This window comes from Shinella sedimenti, assembly GCF_022601905.1.
In the GTDB taxonomy this organism is placed as follows: Bacteria; Pseudomonadota; Alphaproteobacteria; order Rhizobiales; family Rhizobiaceae; genus Shinella; species Shinella sedimenti.
The window spans coordinates 46,678-72,653 of the sequence record NZ_JAKVIN010000007.1 but is presented as its reverse complement, the minus strand read 5'-3'; the positions used below and the strand labels follow the sequence as shown (position 1 = coordinate 72,653).

The 25,976-nt window shown below is 58.7% G+C and carries 25 protein-coding genes; 12 read left to right on the top strand and 13 right to left on the bottom strand.

Annotated features, from left to right (window positions below; genetic code table 11):
* Positions 1-31 precede the first annotated feature (31 nt).
* Positions 32-913: a 3-hydroxy-5-phosphonooxypentane-2,4-dione thiolase gene (lsrF, locus tag MKI86_RS16645; protein WP_241602742.1), complete on the bottom strand. Its 882-nt coding sequence runs from the start codon at positions 911-913 to the stop codon at positions 32-34.
* Positions 914-1,315: 402 nt separating this feature from the next.
* On the opposite strand from lsrF, the gene MKI86_RS16640 reads away from it, so the two are divergent.
* Entirely contained in the window at positions 1,316-2,113 is a 798-nt protein-coding gene (locus MKI86_RS16640) for a DeoR/GlpR family DNA-binding transcription regulator (RefSeq protein WP_241602739.1), read from the top strand.
* A gap of 453 nt (positions 2,114-2,566) precedes the next feature.
* A complete protein-coding gene (locus tag MKI86_RS16635; RefSeq protein ID WP_241602737.1) occupies positions 2,567-4,510 on the top strand; it encodes a methyl-accepting chemotaxis protein in 1,944 nt (647 codons plus the stop codon).
* A 307-nt stretch (positions 4,511-4,817) separates the two neighbouring features.
* Here the strand turns inward: MKI86_RS16635 and MKI86_RS16630 are convergent, their stop codons facing one another.
* The 4 genes from MKI86_RS16630 to MKI86_RS16615 all read right to left on the bottom strand — a co-directional run bounded on the left by MKI86_RS16630 (position 4,818) and on the right by MKI86_RS16615 (position 7,275).
* Complete coding sequence (locus tag MKI86_RS16630; RefSeq protein ID WP_241602735.1) at positions 4,818-5,303, bottom strand: DoxX family protein; 486 nt, start codon at positions 5,301-5,303, stop codon at positions 4,818-4,820.
* Positions 5,281-6,066, bottom strand: a complete 786-nt coding sequence (locus MKI86_RS16625) for an HvfC/BufC N-terminal domain-containing protein (protein WP_241602733.1) — start codon at positions 6,064-6,066, stop codon at positions 5,281-5,283. Before MKI86_RS16625 ends, MKI86_RS16630 begins: the two co-directional genes overlap by 23 nt.
* Positions 6,067-6,068: 2 nt before the next feature.
* Entirely contained in the window at positions 6,069-6,923 is an 855-nt protein-coding gene (bufB, locus tag MKI86_RS16620) for an MNIO family bufferin maturase (protein ID WP_241602731.1), read from the bottom strand.
* Positions 6,924-6,993: 70 nt separating this feature from the next.
* Positions 6,994-7,275 (bottom strand): BufA1 family periplasmic bufferin-type metallophore, encoded by a 282-nt coding sequence (locus MKI86_RS16615; protein ID WP_241602719.1) that lies wholly within the window; start codon positions 7,273-7,275, stop codon positions 6,994-6,996.
* A gap of 224 nt (positions 7,276-7,499) precedes the next feature.
* Between MKI86_RS16615 and MKI86_RS16610 the strand changes: the two genes are divergently transcribed.
* Complete coding sequence (locus MKI86_RS16610) at positions 7,500-8,054, top strand: sigma-70 family RNA polymerase sigma factor (RefSeq protein WP_241602717.1); 555 nt, start codon at positions 7,500-7,502, stop codon at positions 8,052-8,054.
* A gap of 1 nt (position 8,055) precedes the next feature.
* A complete protein-coding gene (locus MKI86_RS16605; protein WP_241602715.1) occupies positions 8,056-8,691 on the top strand; it encodes an NrsF family protein in 636 nt (211 codons plus the stop codon).
* 6 nt (positions 8,692-8,697) lie between these two features.
* On the opposite strand, the gene MKI86_RS16600 is transcribed toward MKI86_RS16605, so the two are convergent.
* The 4 genes from MKI86_RS16600 to uxuA all read right to left on the bottom strand — a co-directional run bounded on the left by MKI86_RS16600 (position 8,698) and on the right by uxuA (position 14,062).
* On the bottom strand, positions 8,698-10,143 hold the full coding sequence (locus tag MKI86_RS16600) for an alanine/glycine:cation symporter family protein (RefSeq protein WP_370880008.1): 1,446 nt from the start codon (positions 10,141-10,143) through the stop codon (positions 8,698-8,700).
* A 95-nt stretch (positions 10,144-10,238) separates the two neighbouring features.
* The gene (locus MKI86_RS16595) at positions 10,239-11,171 is read right to left on the bottom strand and encodes a bile acid:sodium symporter family protein (protein WP_241602713.1); all 933 of its coding nucleotides are present in this window, start codon (positions 11,169-11,171) and stop codon (positions 10,239-10,241) included.
* A 216-nt stretch (positions 11,172-11,387) separates the two neighbouring features.
* Positions 11,388-12,806: a mannitol dehydrogenase family protein gene (locus MKI86_RS16590; RefSeq protein ID WP_306424468.1), complete on the bottom strand. Its 1,419-nt coding sequence runs from the start codon at positions 12,804-12,806 to the stop codon at positions 11,388-11,390.
* 41 nt (positions 12,807-12,847) lie between these two features.
* The gene (uxuA, locus tag MKI86_RS16585; protein ID WP_241603669.1) at positions 12,848-14,062 is read right to left on the bottom strand and encodes a mannonate dehydratase; all 1,215 of its coding nucleotides are present in this window, start codon (positions 14,060-14,062) and stop codon (positions 12,848-12,850) included.
* A 103-nt stretch (positions 14,063-14,165) separates the two neighbouring features.
* Between uxuA and MKI86_RS16580 the strand changes: the two genes are divergently transcribed.
* The 6 genes from MKI86_RS16580 (at position 14,166) to uxaC (ending at position 20,338) form a co-directional block, all read left to right on the top strand.
* On the top strand, positions 14,166-14,876 hold the full coding sequence (locus MKI86_RS16580; protein WP_241602710.1) for a GntR family transcriptional regulator: 711 nt from the start codon (positions 14,166-14,168) through the stop codon (positions 14,874-14,876).
* Positions 14,873-16,087, top strand: coding sequence for an AGE family epimerase/isomerase (locus tag MKI86_RS16575; protein ID WP_241602708.1), 1,215 nt, complete (start codon positions 14,873-14,875; stop codon positions 16,085-16,087). Before MKI86_RS16580 ends, MKI86_RS16575 begins: the two co-directional genes overlap by 4 nt.
* 21 nt (positions 16,088-16,108) lie before the next feature.
* Positions 16,109-17,089, top strand: coding sequence for a C4-dicarboxylate TRAP transporter substrate-binding protein (locus MKI86_RS16570; protein WP_241602705.1), 981 nt, complete (start codon positions 16,109-16,111; stop codon positions 17,087-17,089).
* 72 nt (positions 17,090-17,161) lie between these two features.
* The gene (locus MKI86_RS16565) at positions 17,162-17,653 is read left to right on the top strand and encodes a TRAP transporter small permease (RefSeq protein ID WP_241602702.1); all 492 of its coding nucleotides are present in this window, start codon (positions 17,162-17,164) and stop codon (positions 17,651-17,653) included.
* Positions 17,650-18,945, top strand: coding sequence for a TRAP transporter large permease (locus MKI86_RS16560; protein ID WP_241602700.1), 1,296 nt, complete (start codon positions 17,650-17,652; stop codon positions 18,943-18,945). The genes MKI86_RS16565 and MKI86_RS16560 overlap by 4 nt, the downstream gene beginning before the upstream one ends.
* A 1-nt stretch (position 18,946) precedes the next feature.
* Positions 18,947-20,338 (top strand): glucuronate isomerase, encoded by a 1,392-nt coding sequence (gene uxaC, locus MKI86_RS16555; protein ID WP_241602696.1) that lies wholly within the window; start codon positions 18,947-18,949, stop codon positions 20,336-20,338.
* A 145-nt stretch (positions 20,339-20,483) separates the two neighbouring features.
* Here uxaC and MKI86_RS16550 read toward each other — a convergent pair whose 3' ends face one another.
* The 3 genes from MKI86_RS16550 to MKI86_RS16540 form a co-directional block, all read right to left on the bottom strand.
* Positions 20,484-21,761 carry a mechanosensitive ion channel family protein gene (locus MKI86_RS16550; RefSeq protein ID WP_241603665.1) on the bottom strand — a complete coding sequence of 426 codons (1,278 nt, stop codon included), beginning with the start codon at positions 21,759-21,761 and terminating at the stop codon, positions 20,484-20,486.
* A gap of 78 nt (positions 21,762-21,839) precedes the next feature.
* Positions 21,840-22,199, bottom strand: a complete 360-nt coding sequence (locus MKI86_RS16545) for a helix-turn-helix domain-containing protein (RefSeq protein ID WP_241602693.1) — start codon at positions 22,197-22,199, stop codon at positions 21,840-21,842.
* Between the two features lie 94 nt (positions 22,200-22,293).
* The gene (locus tag MKI86_RS16540; RefSeq protein ID WP_241602692.1) at positions 22,294-22,758 is read right to left on the bottom strand and encodes a hypothetical protein; all 465 of its coding nucleotides are present in this window, start codon (positions 22,756-22,758) and stop codon (positions 22,294-22,296) included.
* 64 nt (positions 22,759-22,822) lie between these two features.
* Between MKI86_RS16540 and MKI86_RS16535 the strand changes: the two genes are divergently transcribed.
* Together MKI86_RS16535 and MKI86_RS16530 are read left to right on the top strand one after the other, a co-directional pair.
* Positions 22,823-23,146, top strand: a complete 324-nt coding sequence (locus MKI86_RS16535) for a hypothetical protein (protein ID WP_241602682.1) — start codon at positions 22,823-22,825, stop codon at positions 23,144-23,146.
* 136 nt (positions 23,147-23,282) lie between these two features.
* Positions 23,283-23,723 (top strand): hypothetical protein, encoded by a 441-nt coding sequence (locus MKI86_RS16530; RefSeq protein WP_241602680.1) that lies wholly within the window; start codon positions 23,283-23,285, stop codon positions 23,721-23,723.
* Between the two features lie 227 nt (positions 23,724-23,950).
* Here the strand turns inward: MKI86_RS16530 and MKI86_RS16525 are convergent, their stop codons facing one another.
* Positions 23,951-25,906, bottom strand: coding sequence for an acetoacetate--CoA ligase (locus MKI86_RS16525; protein WP_241602677.1), 1,956 nt, complete (start codon positions 25,904-25,906; stop codon positions 23,951-23,953).
* Positions 25,907-25,976: the final 70 nt, after the last annotated feature.

Here is a 25,976-nt window from a genome sequence, read left to right as displayed (position 1 = left end):
GGCCCGGTTCTTCGCCAATGCGGTGATGGCGTCAGGCCTTGGCCTTCAGGTCCTGGAACAGCTCGTAGCCTTCTGCACCCGTGCGGCCTTCATGAACGACTGCAGCGAGGGCGGCCAGCATGGCGAGCGGATCGATCGACTGGAACACATTGCGGCCCATGTCGACACCGGCGGCGCCTTGGTCGATTGCGCGATAGGCCATTTCCAGCGCTTCGCGCTCCGGCAACTTCTTGCCGCCGGCAATGACGATCGGAACCGGGCAGCCGAGCGTGATGCGCTCGAAGCCTTCTTCGACATAGTATGACTTGACGAACTGCGCGCCGATTTCGGCGGCAATGCGTGTTGCCAAGCCGAAATAGCGGGCGTCGCGGGCCATGGACTTGCCGACGCCAGTGACGGCCATTGTGGGAATGCCGTAACGCGTGCCGGCATCGATCAACTTGACGACATTGGCAATGGACTTGTGCTCGTATTCCGCGCCGATATAGACCTGTGCGGCCATGGCGGACGCACCGAGGCGGATGGCGTCCTCGATGTCCACACTCACCAGCTCGTTGGAGAGTTCCGTCAGGATCGAATTGCCGGCCGAGCAGCGCAGCACGACGGGCTTACCTGCTTCCGGTGGAATAGAGCTGCGCAGACCACCACGCGTGCACATCAGGACATCGGCATGCTCGGCAAGCGGTGCGATCGTCAGGTCTAGGCGCTCCAGGCCGGTGGTCGGTCCCTGGAAATAGCCGTGGTCGAAGGCCAGCATAACCGTGCGGCCGGTATCCGGGCGGAACACCTGCGATAGCCGCGCTTTCATACCCCAGTCCTGATGCGCATTGCCTTTCAGGAAAAAGCGCGATGTGTCCGCCGGGCGGTCGCGGCCCCAGTCCTTGCCATCCTTGATATCGTCCAGATCTGCCATGTCGTCCTCTCAATCGCCGCCCTCAAGGCGGCCGTCCGTTGTCGTGCGCACCCTTCGGCCGGGCTTTCTCATCCACGGCTGGGCGGCGCCCGTTCGCCTTTCGGCAAAATTGTAATCGGTTTCGGGTGACCTCCCACCTCGCTGACATAATCTCTAGCAAGTCGCACGGTAGATATCAATATTTTTGTTATTTATATCGTAATTTATGTTGCAATGCCGCATAACAATGAATGCTTATAAACGGCGCGGATGCACGATGCAGCTTCTTCTTATCGGAGAAATATCTGTTCTTGCTGTATTTTTCGCGTATTTCGTAGATTCGTGCTGCGCGCGCGAATTGTGTGGACAGCAGCGATGAATCAACTGATAAAAGGGGAAATGTTAAATTGAGTGCGATTTGCGATGAGTGATTATAACAATTCCGATCAAGAGGTGGCCGCCTCCAAGGCTGAGCGTCGGCGAACAACGATCATCCAGACCTTGATGAGCGGCTCGTCCACGCTGATCCGCGATCTGGCGGAGTCGTTGAATGTCAGCCTGATGACGATCCACCGGGACCTCGCCGTGCTCGAAAAAGAGGGGCTCGTTCGGCGGCTTCGCGGGTCGGTGTCAGCGGAAAAGTCATTGCTGTTCGAAAGCAGCTACAATTATCGCGGCCGCAAGAATGTGGAGGACAAGAGGCGGCTCGCCCGCGCTGCGCTCGCGCATCTTGAGCCCGGAAACGCGGTGATCATTGATGACAGCACCACCACGTATCATCTAACAGAATTCCTGCCAGAGGTCACGCCGCTGACAGTCATTACCAATGCTGCGCCAATTCTGGAGCGGCTGCGTCATCTCCCAGAAATCGACCTAATCTCAACCGGTGGTCGCTATCATCCCGGCTATAACGGCTATTTCGGTGCCAATTGTGAAAAAGCGATCCTTTCCTATCATGTCGACGTCGCCATCCTGTCGACGACGACGATCCAGGGGCTGTCGATGTACACACCGGACGAAATCGTGGTGCGTGCCAAGCAGGCGATGATGAAGGTTGCGAGACGGCGTATCCTGCTGGCAGATGCCACGAAGTTCACGTTCAGCGCTCTCAACTACGTGGCTGAAATCACGGATTTCGATCTGGTCATTCTTACCGGAGACATCCCACCCGCCAAACTCGACCTGATCCGCGCCTCCAAGTTGAATGTCGAGATCGTATAGCAGTAGGCGGGGGTACCCGATCCAAGTTCCCCATTCTTTGGTCATCCGAAAGATAAAGAACGTCTCCCTCGGGAGTCCTGTGTCTATTCCTTTGCTTCGCCAGCTGTGCGCCTACCGCTTCTCCACGCGGTCATCTTCAAGAAAGTCGAAAATCATAGGATGACGGCCACTTGGCCTCTTGGAAGCTCTCTGCATTCACATCGGGTTGGGTCGCTCCAAGGAAGCTTGGCCTGAACACAGGTGTGCCCGTATCAGTAAAATTTTAATCTTTTCCTTGATAGCGTCGCCCGCATGCTTTTGGCTCGGTCGTTGTGCGCTGACGACCCGACAGATGCTTGGGAGGAGACCGCAACATTCAATGACTGAATGTCGACCGTGAACTGTTTGAATTCCATTTTCCGATCGCTGCCGACACGGGGATAGCACGGTAAACTCTTGAGTTGAGAGGTTTCCTTGTCCCTTCTTGAAAAAATCAAAATCCGTTCGAAAATTCTCCTATTGATCCTTCCGGTCAGCGCGATTGGACTGGTTGGTGTGGGTGTTGTGGCCAATAGCTACAAGAACGCCGACACGAGGTATTCCGACTTCATTGCAAAGGATAATGCTGCTGCCACGCTCCTTGCGCGCGCCAGTACGTCCTTGGTGGGCGTAACGTACAACGCCTATCAGCTGCTCGAGTATGATTCACATTCCGCCTATATACCTGATATCCGTACCGAGTATGATGCGAGCAAGGTTGCCCTTGTCAGGTTTCTCGACGCGGCGGCGGCCCTGACGCCGCAAAATCAGGCTGAACTGGCGGTGTTCCGTCAGAAGGCAGTCGATGTTCTGAAGACACTCGATCAGGCTGTCGCCAGCGCCAGTAAGGGAGATCAAGCAGCGGCCAAGTCTCTGCTGGCACAGAGCGATCCTGCTGTGGCAAAATGGCGTGCCGATCTGCGGAAGTGGAACGATGCCAATCTGGATGCCATTGTCGCAAAGAGCAATTTTCTCACGGCGCAAACCAATTCGACGATCATCAATTCCCTCGCGGTCGTGATTCTTTTGTTCGTTGCTTTTGTTGGGTTGTCGCTGTTTGTTGCAGCACGGGGGATAACCAAGCCTATCGACCGACTGCGTCTTCGTATGCAAACTCTCATCGAGGGAAATATCGCGGACGACATCCCGTGCAAACAGCGTGCCGACGAAGTCGGTGAAATGGCGAGGGCCGTCGAAGTGTTTTTGCAAAACGCTCGCGACCGTATTCGCCTGGAAGAAGAAGCCACCGCCAATCGCAGTTTGTCGGAAAAGGAACGTTCCGAGCGAGAAGACCAGGCTGCGAAAGATGCCGCTGATATCGAATTCGCTTCTAACCACGTTGCCAAAGGTCTTGCCGCGCTTGCCGATGGGAATGTTTCCTATCGCATCCATGACGTATTCGTTTCCCAAGTCGATTATGTCCGGCAGGACTTCAACCGTTCTGCCGAAAAACTGGAGAGCGCGTTGAAAAACGTCGCGGATAACGCCCGTGGCATTGATGCGGGCACGAACGAAATCCGATCTGCGGCTGAGGATCTTTCCAAGCGCACCGAGCAGCAGGCAGCAGCCGTCGAACAGACCGCCGCCGCACTCGAAGAGATCACGACAGCCATGAGAGATTCGACGAAGCGGGCTCAGGAGGCGGGCCAGCTCGTCGGCCGCGCCAGGGCCGGAGCTGAGCAGTCGGGCGAGGTGGTTCGCAAGGCGGTCACCGCGATGGAGCGTATCGAGAAATCGTCTGACGAAATCGGCAACATCATTGGCGTGATCGATGAGATTGCTTTCCAAACAAACCTTCTCGCTCTGAATGCTGGAGTCGAGGCGGCGCGGGCAGGTGAAGCCGGCAAGGGCTTCGCGGTGGTTGCGCAAGAAGTCCGAGAGCTTGCGCAACGTTCGGCCCACGCGGCCAAGGAAATCAAAGCGTTGATCACCGCGTCCAACAGTCAGGTGCAGGAGGGCGTGCAACTGGTCGGAGAAACGGGTCGTGCGCTTGAGACCATCGTGTCCGAAGTGCAGGAGATCAACCGGCATGTGTCTGCGATCGTGGATTCGGCGCAGGAACAAGCGTCCGGTCTCCAGCAGATCAATACGGCCGTGAATCAGATGGACCAGGACACGCAGAAGAATGCGGCCATGGTGGAAGAGACGACCGCGGCCACTCATGGCCTCGCCAGAGAGGTGGGCTCCCTGAGCGAGCTGTTGGGGCAATTCAAGCTCTCACAGGCAGGCGCTGCGATCAATCGGCCGGTACCTGTGCAGCAGGCCGGCGCGGGAATACAGCGCGCTCCTGTCGCCTCGCCAGCACGCAAGCTCAGCCGCAGGCTGTCATCCGCTTTTGGTGGCAATGCCGCCGAAAAGGATGACTGGGAAGAGTTCTGAACTCTAGAATGAAGCACTGGGAATGGCCGGCTCGCGGACTTTCCCAGAACCTAGTGTGATGGATGCGCCCGGCTGCGGAATAACTGACTGCCGGGCGCTCATCCCTTGTGGCGACCAGTCGCCAGTTCCTAAATTTGCGAACCTACGCGCGGAGATATTGCGAGGCCTTTAGGCGGTCTGCCGCGCCGATAGGCTAGGTCGTGCCATGAGCGTTGTAGAATTCCGGCTCGAACCCTTCGTTCAAAACCGGAGGGGCACTCTGGCTGCCTAAGTGCGACGGACATTCCAGCCTCTCACAGTCATGGTCTTAAAGCCTGCGCCGCAAAAACCAGATGCGAAAAAGGATGGCATCGAGCGAAAGCGAGCCTGGCCCTCGGGCGATGATAAACAGGAGACAGGCGGCCCAGGTTCCATGGGTTGGCCAGGCGGCGGGATAGACAAAAATCTCGATCACCAGCGTCATTCCTAAGAGCGCCAGTGCCGATAGTCGGCTGGCGAGGCCGACAACCAGCAGGATTGGAAAAAGGTGTTCCGCGAAAGCGGCGAGGTGGGCGGCGAGCCATGGGTCGACCAGCGGTAGCTTGTATTCGTTCTCGAAGAGATAGAGGGCGCTGTCGGAGAGCCGCCATCCTTCGACTTTCGTCTGCCCGGATTGCCAAAAGACGGCGGCTATCGAGAGCCGGGCGATGAGTGATATCACATTGTTCGGGATGGCGTTCAGGGCATTCAGGCCTTGCTCAAAGATCCGGTGCGGCAAGACCCGGGCGTGGTCAGACATGGTTTCGGTCTTCATTGGTTTTGTCCTGATGGATGGCGGAGAAGGCTCCCGAGCGGAGCAACGTCGCCAGGTTGTCTGAAAGATCGAAATCGGCGTGTTTACGGATGGTGCTTTCCACGGCGATGGCGAGCGTCGCGCCCGCGACAAGCTGGTGAAAAAACGCTGCACCGCCCGGCGATAACGAGGTTATTTCGACTGTCATTTGCGGGCGGGCGATCAGGGCGTGTTCGCCATGCCAGACATCGATTTTTGCCAGCGGTCGCGCGCCGGCATTCATCGCCCATATCGTTATCACCGGATGGAGTGAGGAGAGCACAGACAAAGTGGGATGCGGTTCAAACACCAGCCCGCCAAGTCGGGCAGGGTCGATTGCGGCGAACGCCGTTGCGTCGAGCGGCGGGGCATCGGCCGCGTGATACGCCCGCCCACGGGCGATTTCGAGCCGCATCACGTCGGGCAGGTAGGCGACCTCCCGGACCGGCGCGAAGTTGGCGACGAAGTCGGGCATATCGTCACCGTAAGCCAGCAGGACAGGCGACGACGGTGGATGGGCCGCGATGAAGGTCTGTGCCATCGCCTGGAAGAACGCCTGCCCGACGATGTTCTCAGCAACTGGAAAACGCGATGCAAGTGCCGCGGTTATGCTTGCCATGACATTGTTGCGGTAGACACCGTAGCGTCTTTCCGGCGCTTTGTTGTTCCATGCCGTCAGTCCCCCGGGTACGGGCCCGGTGGCGAGAAGACCTGCGGCGAACGCGCTTTGGAGGGTCGCGGACATCGTCAGGCAGCCACGCTGCGGTCGGCCGCATCAAGCAGGTGCTGTGCCGAGACTGCCTCGGCGCGCAGAACTGGCCAGGCGGGTACGTCATTGTCCCATTCGATCAGGCTCGCGACCGGGCCTATGCGGCCAAGGACCTCCTGATAGAGCGCCCAGACCGGATCCTTTACCGGCGTATCATGGCTGTCGATCAGAAGCGGTGCTCCAAGCTCGTCCGCCGTTTCGGAATGACCGCTCAGATGGATTTCCCGCACCGCCGCCAGCGGAAAGCGGTCAATATAGTCGCCGGGATCGAGATTATGGTTCGTTGCGGCAACGAACACATTGTTGACGTCGAGTAGCAGACCGCAGCCGGTGCGTCGTGCCACCTCCGCAAGGAAAGCCGTCTCCTCGATCGTACTGTCTGCGAAAAGCAAATAGGTGGCGGGGTTTTCGAGCAGCATCTGACGGCCCAGTGTCATCTGAACCTGATCAACGTGCTCGACAACGCGGGCGAGGGTCTCCTCCGTATAAGGCAACGGCAAGAGGTCATTCAGAAAAACGCTGTCGTGACTGGACCACGCGAGATGTTCGGAGAAGCTCTCCGGCTGGTAGCGGTCGCAGAGCGTCTTCAGCCGGGCGAGATGGTGACGGTCGAGTTGTTGCATGGAGCCGATGGAGAGACCGACACCGTGCACCGAGAGGCCATAATCCTCCCGCAGTCGGCCAAGCTGGGCGTGCGGCGGGCCGCCAGCGCCCATGTAGTTTTCCGCATGGACCTCGAAGAAGCCGACCGGCTGCGACTCGGTCAGGATATCAGCAAAATGCTCAGGCTTGAAGCCGACGCCAACGCGGCGTGGAAGGGCGGAGGAAAGCATGGGACACCTTTTCTGAAAGGGAAGTGACGGCGCCGGATGGCGCCGCCCGTCGGGTAGCAGCCGGTGCGTGTCAGGTCGGTGCCATGCCCGGCTCGAGCATGCCGTGGCCATTCGGCGTCGTCATCGAAACGCAGGTGCCCTTTGGCACGAGCTTGAAGACGTTCTGCTGGTAATCGATCTTTGATGTCCCGGCACATGTGGTGCCAGCACCCGCGGCGCAGTCGTTCTGACCCTTCATCGCGATGCCGTAGCACTTCTCCTTGCTGTCATCGGCGTTTGCGGGTGCTGCGACGGCAGCAAGTGCGGTAGCGAGCGAACCGGCAAGGGCGAGAGTGGCGAGTGAGGTTTTCATTCTCTGTCTCCGTTTTTCGGGGCAGCCACGATTGGCTGTGCATAGACGGCTACGGAGAGCGATTGCGCTTCGTTACAGAGCTGAAGTGTATTTTTCCGGACACCTCTTGCGGATGGGCACGCGGCATAGGAAAAAGACCCTGCGCTTCAGGCTGTTGGGCGCATCACAGTTTTCTTGTCGCGGGAGGTAACAAACTCGTGTTGCCTCGCGTAGGGTATGAAACGGTGAAACAATCGACGCGTGAAGAGCAATGGGCAGCCTGGCTGCGCCTCGCCATCAAGGGCGATGCGCAGGCCTACAACCGTTTCCTTGTTGACGTGACGCCGCAATTGCGCCGCATGGCGCGTCGGCGTTGCGATCAGTTCGGTGCGCCGGCAAGCGAAGCCGAGGATGTGGTGCAGGAAGTGCTGCTCGCCATCCACCTGAAGCGCGGCACCTGGGACCCGTCCCGACCGCTCGGACCGTGGCTGGCGACCATCGTGCGCAACAAGCTGGTCGATAGCCTGAGGCGTCGCGGCCGGCATGTGAATGTGCCGATCGAGGACGTTGCCGATTTCCTGAAGGCGGTCGATGAAACGCATGAAGCCGCCGACCGAATCGACACCGAAACAATATTGGCGCGATTGAAAGATCCGCAACGCGATATCGTCCGTTCGATCTCGATTGAAGGGCAAGGCATCCGCGAAACGGCGGCGCGGCTGAAAATGACGGAGGTGGCGGTGCGCGTCGCCCTCCACCGGGCGCTGAAATCGTTGGCGGCCCTGTATCGGAGCGAATGAAATGAAAACGGACGATCTGATCACCCTGATGACGCACGACGCTCCCGTAAGCATGCGCTACAGTCGGGTTCTTGCGCTCGCGTTCGGCGCCAGCGTCGTTTTCTCTGCCGTGCTGCTCGTCGGCACCGTCGGGCTGCGGCACAATATGGCGAGCGTCTTCGAGACCTGGCGCGTGCTGTTCAAGATCGTCATCACACTCGTGCTCGCCGTTCTCGCCGCCCGTCTTGCTGTACGTATCGGCCGGCCAGGTGCGGAAATCCGCCTGACTGCTCTGTCGCTCGGCGTGCCGCTCGTCACGGTCGTCGCCGCTGTTGTCGTAGAGCTTTCTGTTTTGCCTGAGCATGCGTGGCGGGCGAGCCTCGTCGGGCAAAACGCGCTGTTTTGCTTGTTTTTCGTCCCGGTCCTTTCGCTTGCGCCGTTCGCCGGCTTGTTCTGGGCCTTGAAGAAAGGGGCGCCAGAGAACCCGGCGGCTGCGGGCGCCGCGGCCGGGCTAGCTGCGGGTGCCATCGCCGCCGCTATCTATGCCTGGCACTGCCCGGATGACAGTCCGCTGTTCCTGGCTACCTGGTATGTGATAGCCATTGCCAGCGTGAGCGCCGTGGGCGCATTGCTTGGCCGGCGCTGGTTGCGCTGGTAGCGGATATCACTCCCGCGCCCAGATGGCATGCTCGATCTTGCCTTTGAGTTCCGGATAGGCCTCCGGATCAAAACGCGGTTCCCGTGTCTTCTTCTGCTCGAAATAATCTTTCGTGAGTTTGGCGACCGTTCCTGAAAGCAGCAGGATTGCAATTAGGTTGACAGAGGCCATGAGGCCCATCGCAGCGTCGGCCAGATTGAAAACGACGGCGACCGTCGTATAGGCGCCCCATATCACCATCAACAATACGGCAACGCGAAGTGTGCCGACCGCGCCCTTGTTGTCGAGCTTCAAAAACACCATGGCGTTTTCCGAATACGCGTAGTTGCCGATAATCGAGGTAAAGGCGAAGAAAAAGATAGCAATGGCGATGAAGTAGCGCCCAGCCTCTCCGATATGTGAGACCATCGCTTCCTGTGTCAGCGGCGTGCCGGTGAGCTCGGATCCGGGTGTCATAACACCCGACAGCAGAATCATGATGCCTGTTGCCGTGCAAATCAGGATCGTGTCGATGAAGACGCCCAGCGCCTGCACGAGACCCTGGCTGGACGGATGATGTGGAGACGGCGTCGCGACGGCTGCAATATTCGGCGCGGAGCCCATGCCGGCCTCATTGGAGAAGAGGCCGCGCTTGACGCCGTTGAGCATAGCCCCCGCTACACCGCCTGCCGCCTGCTCGATGCCGAAGGCACTTTTGACAATCAGGGCGATGACGCCCGGAACCTCGGTGATGTTGGCGATAACGACATAGAAGGCCATACCGAGATACGCAACGGCCATGAACGGGACAACATACTCAGCCACCTGTGCGATTTGACGGATGCCTCCGAAGATCACGACACCCGTCAGCACCGCCAGGGCGACGCCGACCCAGATCTTTTCGAGCCCGAAGGCGCCCTGCATGGCGTCCGCGATCGAGTTTGCCTGTACGGCATTGAAGACGAGACCAAACGCGATGATCAGGCAGACCGAGAATATCATGCCGGCCCACGGCGCGTTCAGGCCGCGAGCGATGTAGAATGCCGGGCCGCCGCGATACTGCCCGTTATGGTCCGTGACCTTGTAGAGCTGAGCCAACGCACTTTCTGAGTAGGCCGTTGCCATGCCGACTGCAGCGACGACCCACATCCAGAATAGCGCACCAGGGCCGCCGAGGAACAGGGCAACGGCGACACCGGCGAGATTACCGGTGCCCACACGTGAGGCGAGGCTCGTGCATAACGCCTGAAATGGTGTGATCCCGCTCGTATCGCTGGCTGGTGCGCGCATGACCGAGCGGAACAACTCCGGGAAGTGCCGGAACTGGATGAAGCCCAGCCGCAGCGTGAAGTAGATGCCGACGGCAATCAGTCCGTAAATGAGGACATAGCCCCAAAAGATCATGTTCAGAAAATCGACGATTGCATTCAAAACGGTCACGGCGGCACTCTTTCGATAAGAACGCTGGATCATCATGACAACCCCCGCACGATTTGGCACGGTGGTTGTCATTGCAGTCAGATCGTTGCACGATAGTTGTGAGCCCGCAACGCTTGAATGCGTCGCCGTTAGGCTTCTTCCTCGCGCCCAGCGAACCAATTGGCCAGCAGCGCGCCGGAAATGTTGTGCCAGACGCTGAAAATGGCGCTGGGAACGGCTGAAAGGGGCGAGAAGTAAGCGGTCGCGAGCGCAGCGCCCAGTCCAGAGTTTTGCATGCCGACCTCAATGGCGATCGCTTTGCGTTTTGCAAGCGAGAGCCCCGTGGCTTTCGCTGCAAAGAAACCGAGCAGGTAGCCGAGACCGTTGTGAAGCACCACGACTGCGAAGATCATCAGGCCTGACTGGACGATGGAAGCCTTCGATGCACCGACGACGGCCGAGACGATGAGAACGATGCCGACGACGCTGACAAGGGGAAGTGCAGGAACCGCCGCCTTAACGGCGCCGGGCAGCAGTTTCTGGAGGAGCGCGCCGAGGGCGAGTGGAACGAGCACGACCTTGACGATGCTGAGGAACATAGACCAGCCATCGACAGGCAGATATTGACTGGCAAACAGCCAGACGAGGAAAGGTGTTACGAGCGGTGCAGCCAGCGTTGTGACGGATGTGCAGGCGACCGACAGCGCGACGTCACCTTTCGACAGATAGGTCATCACATTGGACGAGGTCCCGCCTGGGCAGCAGCCGACAAGAATTACGCCCGCCGCGACCTCTGGTGGCATGGGGATGATGCGCGTCAGCAGGACAGCGAGAAGGGGCATGATGAGGAACTGGCCGAGGACGCCGATTGCGACGTCGAATGGCCGCCTCACCACTTCGCGGAAATCGTCGATCGACAGGGTTAGGCCCATACCGAACATGATGATTGCCAGCAGCGTCACGATCCACGGGCCAAACTGCTTAAAGGTATCGGGGAAGAAGAAGCCGAGGACTGCGAAGAGGATGACCCAGGCAGCAAACGTCTTGCCAACGAAGGTCGAAATGGATGTCAGTGCTTTCACGTCTTTGCTCCAACAGGAAAAATATGGTGCCGATCTATACGCGCTGAGCCCTCTGTCAAGCCGTGAAACGTTTGCCAATCCTGGCGGCCTCTGACCTGCCACTCGGCAGCAGCATGGGCAGAATTACCCGTCTCAACCGTCGTTCTATGCAGCTCAACTAGATCCCGAGACAGTCGGCTCACGCGATCGGCCGTGTGGGCGAAGGTGATCGAAAGATCAATCTGACGCTTCCAGATCGATAGCATCAAGCATTCCTTGGGTGAGCATGCGCTCCAGCGCGCGCTCAACGGCGGCAGTCCATCTGGCATGCTCTGCAAGTGCCGGCGGAATCAATCCTGGCAGGGCGGAAAGCGCTGCCACGATCGCCGGAGCCTCCCGTGGAGTATCGCTGAGTGCGGCGGCGATCTCTGCTTCGCGCGGATCGCGGATCGGATAGACTTCTCCTGCGTCATTGCGGCCGAGCGTGTAGCGTATCCACGCGGCCGTCGCGAAAGCGAAAGCCTGGATCGGCAAGTTCCGTTCGAGCGCCAGAAGAGCCGGCTGGAAAATACGCTGCGGCAATTTCTGGCTGCCATCCATCGCGATCTGGCGCGTCTCATGTGCGATGGCAGGGTTTCGGAAGCGAATTTCGAGGGATCTGGCGTAATCTGCAAGATCTATCGAAGGTAGTCTTGGAAGGACGGCGGCGGCGGCCGCCAGATGCCTTTTCACCAGCCGTGCCAGCGCCCGGTCCTCCATTACATCGCGCACATACTGCCGTCCGGACAGGAACCCAGCATAGGCCAGCATCGAGTGGCTGCCATTCAGCATGGTGAGTTTCATCTGCTCATAGGGTGCTACGTCCGTGACAAAAAGAGCGCCACCTGCTTCCCACGCCGGGCGGCCAGTTGGAAACAGATCCTCAATCACCCACTGCACAAAGGGTTCGGTTTCTACCGCAGCGAGGTCGATGCAGCCGGTCTGAAGTTCCGCTTCCGACAGCGTTTTTGGTGCCGCTGCAGGTGTGATGCGGTCGACCATGCAGGACGGAAAGGCGACTTCTGCCTCGATCCAGTCGGCAAGCCCAGGATCGGTCATCCGTGCAAAACCGACAACGCCGCTACGAACCAGGCGGCCGTTTTCCGGCAGGTTATCGCAGGAAAGCACGGTGAATGGTTTGTGCCCGGACAACCGCCGCTGGGCAAGGGCGCGCACGAGTAGTCCCAAGACGCCTGCGGGCGTGTCCGGTGAGGCGAGATCGGCGCCAACAGCAGGATGGGTGAGATCCGGCCCGCCGCTTAAGCGGTCGATGCCATATCCTTTTTCAGTCACCGTCAGGGTGACAATGCGGACCTCAGGCGCGCAAAGCGCGGCAAGCGTGGCGGTCGAATCCGCGGCGATCACATCACGGATCGACCCGATAACGCGCGCGCTGGTACCTTGCGACCCACGCTCTATCAAGGTGTAGAATCCGTGTTGCGCGTTGAGCGCCTCGGCAACCTCGACCGAACGAAGGCTGACGCCGGTGATCCGCCAATCGCCACCTGACGCTGCCAGCGCGTCATCGGTCATGACGGCCTGGTGGGCGCGATGAAAGGCGCCAATGCCGAGATGGACAATGCCCCGCCCATGCGCATCGGGATCGTAGCCCGGCACCTTTGCGGGGCCGGTGACGAAATCAGGAGACGTAAGCCGTTTCACCGTAATCCCTCCGCGGGATGATCGAGGGCAGTCATGATGCCGCGTAGTTCCGCAAGCCCCTTCAACCGGCCGATCGACGGATAACCCGGTTGCGCCTTGCGTCCGAGATCGTCGAGGATGTCTTGCCCGTGATCGGGGCGGAATGGGATGGAGATGTCCGAACGTCCCGCTGCCTTGCGGCGGCGTTCCTCGCGCAGGACGGCAGCCATCAGCGCGACCATATCGGTGTTCCCGCCAAGATGCTCGGCCTCGTGGAAGCTGCCTTTCAGATCGGCGCTCTCGCGCAGGACATTTCGAAGATGCAGGAAATGCACCCGACTTCCCAGCCGATCCATCATGCCGGGCAGATCATTGTCAGGACGAACGCCGAGAGACCCCGAGCAAAGCGTGATCCCATTGGCCGGACTGTCGACCGCCCGCATGATCGTGGCGTAGTCGTCTTCCGTCGACATCACCCGTGGCAGGCCAAGGAGCGGGAACGGTGGGTCGTCCGGGTGGCAGCAAAGGCGCAGGCCAAGCTCTTCCGCCAATGGACAGACCTCGGAGAGGAAATCAATGAGGTGACGACGCAAGTGCTCGGCCGGCAAGCCATCATACTCCGCGATGTGGCGGCGCACGTCGTCAAGGCTGAAACTTTCCGCCGAACCCGGTAAGCCAAAGACAACATTGCGGGCAAGTTCGCCGCGCCGGTCATCCGTCATATCGGTGATCCGGCGCCTGGCTTCCTCTACCACTTCGCTGGAAAAGTCATCAGCGGCACCATCGCGCGCCAGGATATGAATATCGAAGGCGGCGAAGTCGATGATATCGAAGCGCATGCAGGTACCACCTGTGGGCAGGCGCCAGGCAAGATCGGTTCGTGTCCAATCCAGGACGGGCATGAAATTGTAACAGATGACCTCGATCCCAGCATCGCGAAGATGGTGAAGCGAGATCTTCCAGTTATCGATATGCGCGCGCCAGTCGCCCTTCTGCTTCTTGATGTCCTCTGAAACCGGAAGGCTTTCGACAACCTCCCAGGCCAAGCCAGAAGGACTGCCATCGCGCATTCGCGCGATGACGCTCTGGCGTTCGGCAATCGCGGCAGGCGACCAGACATTTCCGGTCGGCACATGGTGCAGCGCAGAAACGACCCCCTCAACGCCAGCCTGCCGCATATCGTCGACTGAACACAAATCTTTTGGACCGAACCAACGCCAGGTTTGCCGCATCGCGCGCTTTCTCCTCTCTCCAAACGTTTCCTCCATCTAGCACACGGCATTTTTGTTGACTAGTATGGAAGTATGGAGGTAAGTTCAGTCAGGGAGGAAATGAATGGAAGCAAAGCTCGCGACAGTTCTGGAGTTGGGTGCTGCGGTTGGGCCGCAGCTTCATCGCATATTGCGTGATCGCATTATTCGCGGCGAGCTAGCTCCCGGTGCGCGGATCTCCGAAACCGAGATTGCCAGCGCATACTCCGTATCGCGCCAGCCTGTGCGCGAAGCCTTTATCAAGCTTGCGGAGGAGGGGCTGGTTGAAGTTCGGCCCCAGCGAGGCACCTTTGTCTCCCTGATATCGCTTCCCGTCGTCATGACAGCGCGCTTCATGCGCGAGGCGATCGAGGCCGATATCGTCCGCAGGCTGGCCGAAAAGGCCGACGCTGTGATGATCGCCCGCCTCGATGCCAACATGGCCGAACAGCGCAGTCTTGCTCCCGATGCATCCGGAGAGACGTTCATGCGTCTGGACGAGGAGTTTCACCGCTGCCTTGCCGAATTGCTGGGCCATGCAGCAGTGGCGGATCACTTGGAAGAGCTCAAAACCCAGATGAACCGCGTTCGGCACATCAGTGCGCGCAACTTCTCCCGTGATCGGTTGATCGCCCAGCATGGAGAGGTCGTGGAGGCTATTCGCTTCCATGATCCCGGTCGGGCAGAAACGGCAATGCGCCGTCATCTGATGGAAATCGTCAGCGATTTGCCCGGTATCGTCGAGCAGCAGCCTGAATGCTTCCTGGGCGCCGATTTGCTGGAGATGCCGACGTGAGCGGGCAGCTTCAGAGTTCTGCAAGCGATGGGGATGTGCCGGAGCAGGTTGGGCGGGCATGGGCGTTGCTGCTTTCCCATTGGCTGACCCAGGCCGCAGATATCGAGCATTTCGGATTTTTCGATACGCTGGATGCGGCGGGCAGGCCCCAACTTCGGGCCGATAAGACCATTCTCGTGCAGGCCCGGATGCTATTCACCCTTTCCCACCTCGCACTAATCACGGGTGGCGAAACGCAACTCGTCGAACTGGCAAAGCGTCAGGCGGGTGCGCTTGCTGCGTTTCGGAAGGCAGCGGGGTTGTACTGCCGGGCGGTGCGGCGTGATGGCACCCCGACTGGTCGTCGGGAGGACGGCATCGCCCGCAGTTACGACCAGAGCTTTGTGCTGTTGGGTCTTGTGACATGGAACCGGATTGCGCCTTCGGTCGACACGGAAACCGAAATCGAGGCCTGCTGGAGCGCAATTGGCTCACAGTTGACGGATGCGACGACCGGCCTGCTTTTGGAGCACGATGGCGTCATTGATCCGGCTGCTCCGCACGCACCACCGCGCGCGCAAAATCCACATATGCACCTCTATGAGGCATGTCTGCAGGCGTTTGAGATGACCGGTGCCGCGGTTTGGCTCGACCGGGCATCAATGCTTCGCAATGTTGCCCTGCGCTATTTTTTAGATGAGGAAACCGGAAGCATTCGAGAATGGATTGCACCCGATCTTGCTGACCTGCCCGGGGCTGCGGGCTTGCGTCGCGAGCCCGGTCATCAATGTGAATGGGCCTGGCTTTTGCGCCGTGAAGCCTCCTTCAGCGGAAATGCCTCCCTGGATGATCTTGCCGTGCGCCTGATGAATTTTGCCGACCGTCATGGTTTTGCGCAATCCGGAAGAATGCGGGGTGCTGCCCTCGATGCCGTTTCCGCAACCGGTCAGATTCAGGAAGAAGCCTTTCTTCTCTGGCCGCAGACCGAAGCAATAAAGGTCTTTGCGCAGCGCCACGCCTATGGCGATATCGCGGCCGGCCCCCGCGCGCTGGACCTCGTGGCGCTGGTATTCGATCGCTGGTTCAGCGCCACGCCCTTCTGGATCAATCGCGTGGACAGTGCAGGCCTCGTTCTATGGCCCGAAACTCTGACGCGCCTCTTCTACCATCTCGCGCTTGCACTGACGGAGGGTGCGCGCGCGGGCCTGTGGGCAGTGCCCCGGGGGAACTGACTTTAACAAAGGAGGAAAGACATGTTCCACATTAAGACAATCGGTATTGCGGCCGCACTGCTTGCCGCAACCGCAACCGGCGCGATCGCCGAAATCAAGTTCGCGCTTTCGACTTCGCAGAACGCAACGGACCCTCTGGCCATTGCGATGGAGGCGGCAGCGACGCGTATCGAAGAGCGGACCAAGGGGGAGATCGACGTTACCGTTTACCCATCCTCGCAGCTGGGCTCGGACAACGACGTTCTGGAGCAGATCCGCAACGGCGCAGCCGTCGCCGTACTTGTCGACGCGGGTCGCCTTGCGCCATTCAAGAAAGAGCTCGGCATCCTTTCGGCACCTTACCTCGTGGATGACTGGTCCCAATACGCTGCCATCACGAAATCCGAACCCTACAAGGCGTGGGTCGAAGAACTGGCGGCCTCTTCCGGCCTGCGGCTTTTGAACTACAACTGGTTCCAGGGCACCCGTCAGATGTTTTCCAAGAACCCGGTGACGAAGCCCGAGGATCTGAAGGGCGTACGCGTTCGCACAATCGACGCCGCCGGCTGGCTAGCCACCGTAAATGCCATGGGTGCGACCGCCGTGCCGATGGCGTGGTCCGAGGTCTATTCGGCTCTTCAGCTGGGTGCGCTTGATGGCGCCGAGGCCCAATTGACAGGCGCCTACGGGATCAAGCTGCACGAGGTGACGGGAAATCTTGCCTTCACCAACCATGTACAACTCGTCACCGGCCTCACGACGTCGGAAGAGTGGTTCAAGTCGCTGTCCCCGGAACATCAGGCGATTCTGGTCGAGGAACTGGAGCGTGCGGGCGATGAGGCTTCGGCGGCAACCGTTGCAAAGGGCAAGGAAGTGCTTGCTGAGATGAAAGCGGGCGGAATGGTGGTGAACGACGTCAATCCCGAGGACTTCAAGTCGCTGACCGCCGGTGTCTACGCCGAACTCGGGCTTGAGGAAGCACGCGCCGCGCTACAGCCCGCGATCGACGCGGCCAAACCCTGACGTGAGCGGCTGGCGCGGGCGGCACGGCCGCCCGCTGCCCTGCAGCCGACATGCCAAGCCCAGGAGAAGATCATGTTGAAAATTCTCGACCGGACAGAGGAAATTGCCGCGGTCGCTTTGCTTGCTGGAACGGTCGTTGCCGTCTTGGCGGGGGCGATCGGGCGCTCAATTGGTCATCCGGTACCGGCAGGACCCGAGATTGCCCAGCTTCTTCTCATCTGGACCTGTATGTTGGGTGCGGACCTGATGATTAAGAGCGGTGGGCATATCCGCATTTCGGCCTTGCCGGATGCACTGCCACCTATAGGCCGCCGCGTCCTGCACCTGGTCTGTGTCATATGCATGCTCGGCTTCTTGGGCTATTGCGGATGGCTGGGCTGGATGCTGGCAATGTCGAACTGGGCCCGTGAGATGGGCGCCTCCGGCCTGTCCTACGGCTGGGTGACCCTGGCGTTCCCGGTAGGTTGCGCCCTGATGATCCTGTCGCTGCTGCGCCGGATTCTTGGCCATGGCCTGCTGTACTCGATTGAGCCCGAAACCCGTGACGGGGAACAACTCCTGTGATTTCCTTTCTTCTTCTGTGCCTTGCACTTGGCTTTATGGTCATCGGAATGCCGGTTGCTTTCGCCATCGGTGTGGCGAGCCTTGTCTATTTCCTGCTGCCTTCAACCTTCATGCCCGATGCGACGGCGGTGCAGCGGATAATAGCGTCCAGCCAGTCTTTTCCCCTTTTGGCCGTGCCGTTGTTCATCCTTGTTGGCCATCTGATGAACGGATCAGGCATAACGCCCCGCATGATGACCTTGGCTTCGACCGTTGCGGGCTGGATGCGGGGTGGCCTTGCCCAGGTCAGCCTTCTTCTGTCGGCCTTGATGGGCGGCATCTCCGGTTCCGCCGTCGCCGATGCGGCGATGCAGTCCCGCATCCTGGGCGGCCCGATGATCAAGGAAGGCTATTCCAAGGGGTTTACGGCGGCGCTTCTTTCCGTGGGCGGGCTGATTACCGCAACAATCCCGCCGAGCCTTGGCCTGATCCTTTACGGCTTTCTGGGAGAGGTATCGATCGGACGGCTTTTTATCGCCGGCATCGTGCCGGGCATCATGCTAACCATTGCTTTGATGATCGCCACCGCCTGGATATCAAAGCGGCGCGACTATAAGCCTGTCCATGACCGGCTCCCCACATCTTCTGAAGTGATTTCAGCGGTAAAAACCAGCTTTTGGGCGATCCTGTTTCCGGTTTGGCTGATCGTGGGCATTCGCTTCGGTATTTTCACGCCGTCCGAAGCCGGCGCCTTTGCGGTGGCTTACGCTTTGATTGTCGGTATGCTGATCTATCGCGAACTAAGCTTCGCTGCTGTTATCGATGCACTGATCATGTCGGTGCGCGATATCGGCATGATCATGTTCATCATCTTGCTTTCGGGCGCGTTCGGTTATGTCATCACTTTCGAACGCGTCCCACAGACCCTCGCGGAACTGACGCTTGGTCTCTTTTCCTCAAAGATCGCACTCTTGTTTACCATCTCGGCATTTCTGCTGTTCTTCGGCATGCTCGTCGAGGCAACGGTGATTGTTATGTTGCTGACACCGATCCTGGTGCCGGTCATCACGGCTGCCGGCGTCGATCCGGTGCACTTCGGATTGATCATGATGACGCTGGTCACCTTCGGGGGGATGACACCGCCGGTGGGGGTATCGATGTTCACGGTCTGCGGCATTCTCAAGTGCTCCTACAAGGATTACACCGTCGAACTCATTCCGTTGGCCGCTGCGGTGCTTGGGGTCGTGGCGATCATGATCTGCTTCCCGGATATCGTTATGTTTTTGCCCAATTTGATGATGGGCGGGCACTGACATGCTGTTGCATTCCGACCGTTTGCTGCCCCCCGATCCCGCAACAAAAGCCATTGCGCGCGGCCTTTACGCCGCGGTGGCAGATAGGCCGATAGTCTCTCCACATGGACACACCGATCCGCGCTGGTGGGGGGAGAATTCCGCCTTTTCCAATCCGGCCGACCTGTTCATCGTTCCAGATCACTATGTCGTGCGGATGTTGGTCAGCCAGGGGGTGCGCTATGAGGAACTGGGCATTGGTGAAGGGGCGGAGCGCGATCCTCGCACGATATGGCGATGCTTTGCCGCCAATTACCACCTTTTCCAAGGCACACCCTCACGGCTTTGGCTGGACCATGCGCTCTCCACCGTGTTCGGCCTTGCCGGGCGACTTTCGCCGGCCAATGCCGACGCGCATTATGATGCCATCGCCGAGCAACTCGCGAGCCCGCATTATCGCCCGCGCGAACTTTATGACCGGTTCGGCATAGAGGTGATTGCCACCACCGATTCCGCGCTGGATGATCTGCGCTGGCATGCTATGGCGCGCGAAAGCGGATGGAAGGGCAGGGTGGTGCCGACCTACCGGCCCGATGCAGTGATTGATCCTGACAGCGAGGATTTCGCCGCGAACCTGGACCGGCTGGGTGATCTCACCGGCTGCGATACGGGCTCTTGGCTGGGGTACCTCGAAGCGCATCGTGCACGGCGTGCATTCTTTCGCAGAATGGGAGCCACAGCAACCGATCACGGTCACCCGACACCACGTACGGCTGATTTGGCCGAAACCGCCGCTGCTGCGCTGTTCGCACGTGTGAGGTCCGGCAAGATCGACAGCGGCGATGCTGAACTTTTTCGTGCGCAGATGTTGACGGAAATGGCGCGCATGTCAGTCGAGGACGGGCTGGTGATGCAGCTTCATGCCGGATCCTTCCGCAGCCACAATGCAGCAGTCTATTCGCGCTATGGGCGCGATCGAGGCTTTGATATTCCTGTGCCGGTCAGCTTCACGGTCGCGTTGAAGCCGCTTCTCGATGCGGTGGGAATGGATACGCGTCTTCGGCTGATCCTGTTCACGCTGGATGAAACCACATACTCCCGTGAACTTGCGCCGCTCGCAGGAGCCTACCCGTCGCTGCGACTTGGGCCCCCATGGTGGTTTCACGACAGTTTCGAAGGTATCCGTCGGTTCCGCGAACTGGCGACAGAAACGGCCGGGTTTAGGAACACGGTAGGGTTCAACGACGATACACGCGCATTGTGTTCGATCCCAGCACGCCACGACGTCAGCCGGCGCGTGGACTCTGCCTTCCTTGCAGAACTGATCGTCACCCATCGACTGGACGAGGCGGAAGCGTACGAAATTGCACCGTTGTTGTCCGATGGCCTCGCGCGCGAGGGCTACAGGCTTTAGGGCCTACCGTATGCGCATAGGCGCGACCGACATCGATTCCAAGTCGTGTTCGCCACCAGAAAATCCAGGCACGACATGACTGGAGATGATAACGGATGCAGTACGAGGCCGTTGGCGCGGATTTCATATCCGCGCCCCATCGACTCTATTGCGAAGACGATGCCAGACTAGCAGTGCGCGAATCCGACAGATTGGAGGATGTGTGCTTAGTCTCTTGACGATAGGCCTGAAAATCGCGACCGCTCGGATTCTGGAAGACGTGCAGGTCAAACTCCGGCAAGATCGCGAGAAGGTGGTCGAAGATATCCGACTGTATGCCTTCATATGCAGCCCAGGCAGTCGTGTTGGTGAAGCAGTAAACTTCCAGCGGCAGACCTTCTGCTTGCGGTGGTAGCTGCCGCACCATAATCGTCATGCCTTGATGAATACCGGGATGGTTGCGCAGATAGTTTTCCACGTAAGCGCGGAACGTCCCGATATTCGTTGAACGCCGCCTGTTGGCGGGGACATCTGCGCGTGCGCCGAGCTTGCTATTCCATGCCGCAAGTTCAGCTTCTTTTCGTTTGAGATATGTCTCCAGATGGCCGAACTGCCTCAGCTTCTCCTGATCTTCCGGACTGAGGAACCGGATGCTGTTCTGGTCGAGATGGATCGAACGCTTGATGCGACGTCCTCCGGACTCCTGCATGCCGCGCCAGTTCTTGACGGGGTCGGTCACCAGCTTGCGGATGGGGACCGTCGTGATTGTCTTGTCGAAATTCTGGACCTTGACGGTATGAAGAGCAATTTCGATGACGTCGCCGTCTGCATTCTGGCCGGGCATTTCGATCCAGTCGCCGACGCGGACCATGTCCGTGGAGGAAATTTGGATACCTGCGACCAACGACAGCAAAGTGTCCTGAAAGACCAGTATCAATACGGCAGCCATGGCGCCGAGACCGGACAGCAGGATCAACGGTGAGCGATCGATCAGCGTCGCAATCATCAGGAGCGCCGCGATCACATATATCGCGATCTTGACGACCTGCACATAGCCCTTGATCGGCTTCAACCGTGCGTCGGGTCGGCGATGATACACGGTGTCGATGATGTTGAGGGCAGCGCCGATAGCCATGGCGACAGTCAGGATCATGAATGCGCTGGAAACATTGCGCACAACCACGACGACAAATGCCGGGAGGTTCGGCACGATTGCAATGCCGGTCGAGATGACGAGCGCCGGCATTATGTTCGAAAGCCTCTCGATAAAACCGTGCCGGCGTAACTCCTCATCCCGGCCATAGGCGGTGAAGCTCAAGACGCGATTGAGCATCCGCACAAGGAGCGCCTTCACCACGTAGTTCGCAAACAGCGCGGCAACCGCGAGAACGAAAAGGGCAATTCCGGTGGTAAGGACCGGGTGTAGTTCTGGGAAGGTGGAGATCAATGTCGTGTCCTGGAGATGTCGTGCGTATGGTCGACGCGCGCCGAAAAACCGGCGCGCGGAACGCCCCCCGGCGTCTTACGAAGCTTCGATGCGCGATGCGATCGACCGCAGTCGTCTGTTCAGTGCCTCTGCGTCCGCCGTCGCCTGGCGCAACGCATCGCGAAGCACTTGCCTCTCAGTTTCAGGGGCGGCCAACGGCCCATACCCTTGTCCGGTCAGAAACCACGATGGGCTCGCCCCAAGAATGCCGGCCATCATCGTCAAGCGATTTGCGCGCGGGACGTCCCGGTCGCATTCCCATGCTTTCCAGCTTTCGGGAAGAACCCCGAGGCGCTCGGCAGCCTCTTCCACAGAAAGGCCACTTGTCGCGCGGGCAAGTGAGATGCGGCCCCCGAGTGTGTCCTCGGCATGCAATTCAAGGTCTTCAGTAAACATCTTCAGTCTCCATTTTTCTGGATTGTTGATCGAACAACGAGAGGTGCTCGCCATGCATATGCTTGGCGAACAGGTTGGATCACAGGTGTAGGGGTTAGGCGGTTTGCAGCCTGTTGCGCTCGGGAGCCAGACCTCTCCAGAGAACTGGGCACACGCCGAGCAGCACTATTGCGAAGGGGATTCCCGCAGCACCGCCGAGCGGAGCCCAACCTTCAGATGTTCCGGCATGCGATGACAATGATGCGGGGAAATGCGAAACCGGCTCGGAGACACCGTAAAACGTGACCCCGATACCCATGTCGGCCGTAACGGCGAAAAGCCAATCAAACGGACCCGTGACGGTCGGTCGGAGCCACCCGAAAAAATCGGCCATCGGAGCCTGGAGTGTTGCGGCGAAGAATACGAAAAGAACAACTATGCCGCCTGATATGAAGAAGACCGGAATATGTATGTCCAGCCCCATAAAGTCGACGTCGTCCTGACCGACTTCATAGTCGATCTCTCTCTCAACAGTCACGAACAGTCCTTTCAATTTGAACCCGGAGGCCGATCCGGGCACATTTCCTCCAGCAAGGGGTGTTTAAGCGCGCACTATTTCACGAATTTTTCACTATGGCAAATTCGTGGCGACCGATATACGTTCATCGGCGCAGGCGATTGTCCTAATCATCATGAGAGTATGCCGATTTTGCGTTTCCTTGGGGGTTTCAGCCAATCATCATATGGAAAAGCGCAATCGTCACGGGCAAGCTCTTGCAGAGCTTCAAAAAGCCGCGGTTCGAAGCGTCGCAATCGACATCACGAATGTTCACGACGGGCAATGGGACGATCGCAAATGGGTTCACATCGCACTCAACCATGAAGTCCTGATCGAAGAGGCCGGCGATCGAGCACCCGAAGCGCCGTTATGGATGGTTTCCCGGCGGCTAAGGTTCCGCCGCCGTTGAGGCGCTACGTCCATTGGGAACCGGCGTGGGAATCCGAAGCGTAAATCCCAAAGTCCGACTTGATTGGTCATGCATTTCCATGGAAGGTTTAAGCACCATATTGTAGTTGTCAGCGCTGATTGCCTTCGGAGAGCATATGTTCAAATACCTTCTTCTCACCGCCTCGCTCAATCTCGCGGTTGTGCCCGCCCATGCACAGGATCCAGCTGGCGTCCAGGGGATATGGTCCGGCCAAGGAGAAGGAGATCTCACCGTCGATCTGAAGCACCTACAAGACGACATTTACAAGATTTCGATCGAGACAACAGTCGCCATGGAAGGCGATCTTCCGGGGTGTGGCGGAGGAGTCGGCGGAGAGGTTAAGCTCGACAAGACAGGCGGAAACTTCTTCGTCGAAAACGAATCCTATGATCCTGATTCTTCGATTCCCGGTCTCAAGGAGCGGTACTGCGAAATTGGCTTAACCTTTACAGAAGGGCGAAAGTTGCTGTTGGAGGAGCGAAGCGGCTGCATTGGCTATCACGGCGCCTCATGCGGTTTCAGTGGGGAGCTTCTTCACGACGACGCTGGGCTTTGAACCCTTCGCGGGTGTGGCTCTTTATAATCGGCTCAAGCCAGAGGTCGCTGCCCGTGAGGGTACTGCAAGGCCATTAACTTTAAGTAGTATCGGAACGGAAAGTCGAACACGCCTGTCTTGAATTGAGCACCCTTTGTTGAGCACCGTCGGGTGTTCCCCTTATTTGATCTTATGCGGCCCGACCTTTCACACTTTGCGTCACTTTTTCGGAGCCGACACGGGGCGTACTAGGCTTGCAATTCTGGTAGGTTCTTGAAGAAGTCGAGGGCTTCTGGATTGGCCAGAGCGTCCTTGTTCTTGACAGATCGTCCATGCACGATATCGCGGACCGTAAGCTCCGTGATCTTGCCGGATTTCGTGCGCGGGATATCCGCAACCGCGATAATCTTTGCAGGGACATGCCGGGGGCTGGCGCCCGCGCGGATCTTGCGTCGTATAGTATCAACGAGTCTTTCGTTGAGCCGGTTCGAGCCAGCCATCCGGACGAAAAGAATCACACGCACATCACCATCGAACTCTTGGCCGATGCAAAGGCTTTCCTGAATCTCCGGCATTTGCTCGACCTGGTTATAAATCTCCGCAGTTCCGATCCGGACTCCGCCAGGATTGAGCGTCGTGTCCGACCTCCCGTGGATTATTAAGCCTTCATGCTTCGTCCATTCCGCATAATCGCCATGACACCATACATTTTCAAAACGCTCAAAATAGGCTGCGTGATACTTAATGCCGTCTGGATCGTTCCAGAATGCCGTAGGCATCGATGGAAACGGCTTTGTGCAGACGAGTTCGCCCTTCGTCACACGGATCGGATTGCCCTCATCATCCCAGACATCTACCGCCATGCCGAGGCCGGGTCCCTGGATTTCTCCAGCCCAGACCGCCTCTGTTGGAACGCCAAGCACAAAACAGGACACGATATCTGTCCCTCCGGAAATGGATGCGAGGTGAACATCGGACTGGATGCTGTCATAGACGAAACGAAACCCATCCGGCGAGAGTGGAGACCCTGTCGAGGAGATGGTCCGTAGCGTTGTCAGGTTATGGCTATCGATTGGTCGGAGCCCGGATTTGCGCAGGGTGTCGATGTACTTCGCCGAAGTGCCGAAGAAAGTCATGCCCTCGGCATCGGCATAGTCGAAGAGTATGTTGCCGTCCGGTGAAAAGGGCGAGCCATCGTAGAGTAGCAATGTGGCATTGGATGCGAGGCCTGTGGCGAGCCAATTCCACATCATCCAGCCACATGTGGTGAAATAGAACAATTTGTCGCCTTCACGGATGTCTGCGTGGAAGCGATGTTCTTTAACATGCTGCAGCAAAGTCCCGCCGGCCGAATGGACAATGCACTTGGGAATGCCCGTCGTTCCTGATGAGAACAAGATGCAGAGCGGATGAGCAAAAGGCAACCGTTCGAACGTTACGGGGCGGGTTTCGAAAGCGGCGAGAGCCGTGTTCAAGTCGGCACCGTTCCGCATCATGCTGACGACCTTTCTCGCGCTACCCAGATAGTCGACGACGATCGTGGCGTTGAGATCGGGCAGACGCTCGGCGATCGCAGCAACTTTATCACGGATGTCGATCTTCTTGCCGCCATACCAGTAACCATCGACTGCGAAAAACACCTTCGGCTCGATCTGGCCAAAGCGGTCGAGCGCGCCGTGTTCGCCAAAATCGGGTGAGCAAGACGACCAGACGGCACCGATGGAGGCGGCCGCTAGCATGGCCGCAATCGTTTCCGGCATATTCGGAAGCATTGCAGCAATGCGGTCTCCCGGCCCAACGCCATGTGCCCTCAAAAGTTGTTGCAGGCGGGAAACCAGCGCCTGCAACTCGTCCCAGGAGAGACGCTGCTTCACCTTGTCTTCACCCCAAAAGACAATCGCGTCATCTGTGCCACGTTTGCGTAACAGGTTCTCGGCATAGTTCAGGGAAGCCTCGGGGAAGAAACGAGCTGCCTGGATCGGCCCAGGGTCGTCTAGCGAGCGTGAACCCTGCTCACCGATCACGCCCACAAAGTCCCATACAAGCGACCAGAAAAGGCCAGGTTCTTCAACCGACCAATCGTGTAGAGCGGCATAAGATGTAAGTGGTTTATCGGCAACTGCGGACGCCCGTTTCATCAATTGATAAAGCGACGATACCTTCATCCGATCTGCACTAGGCGCCCACAACAGATCTTCTGACATCGCATTTCTCCTGTGTTGCCTGAGAAGCTGTGCTTCCCGAGGGAGTGGGTGACGGCCTGGCTCTTTTCCA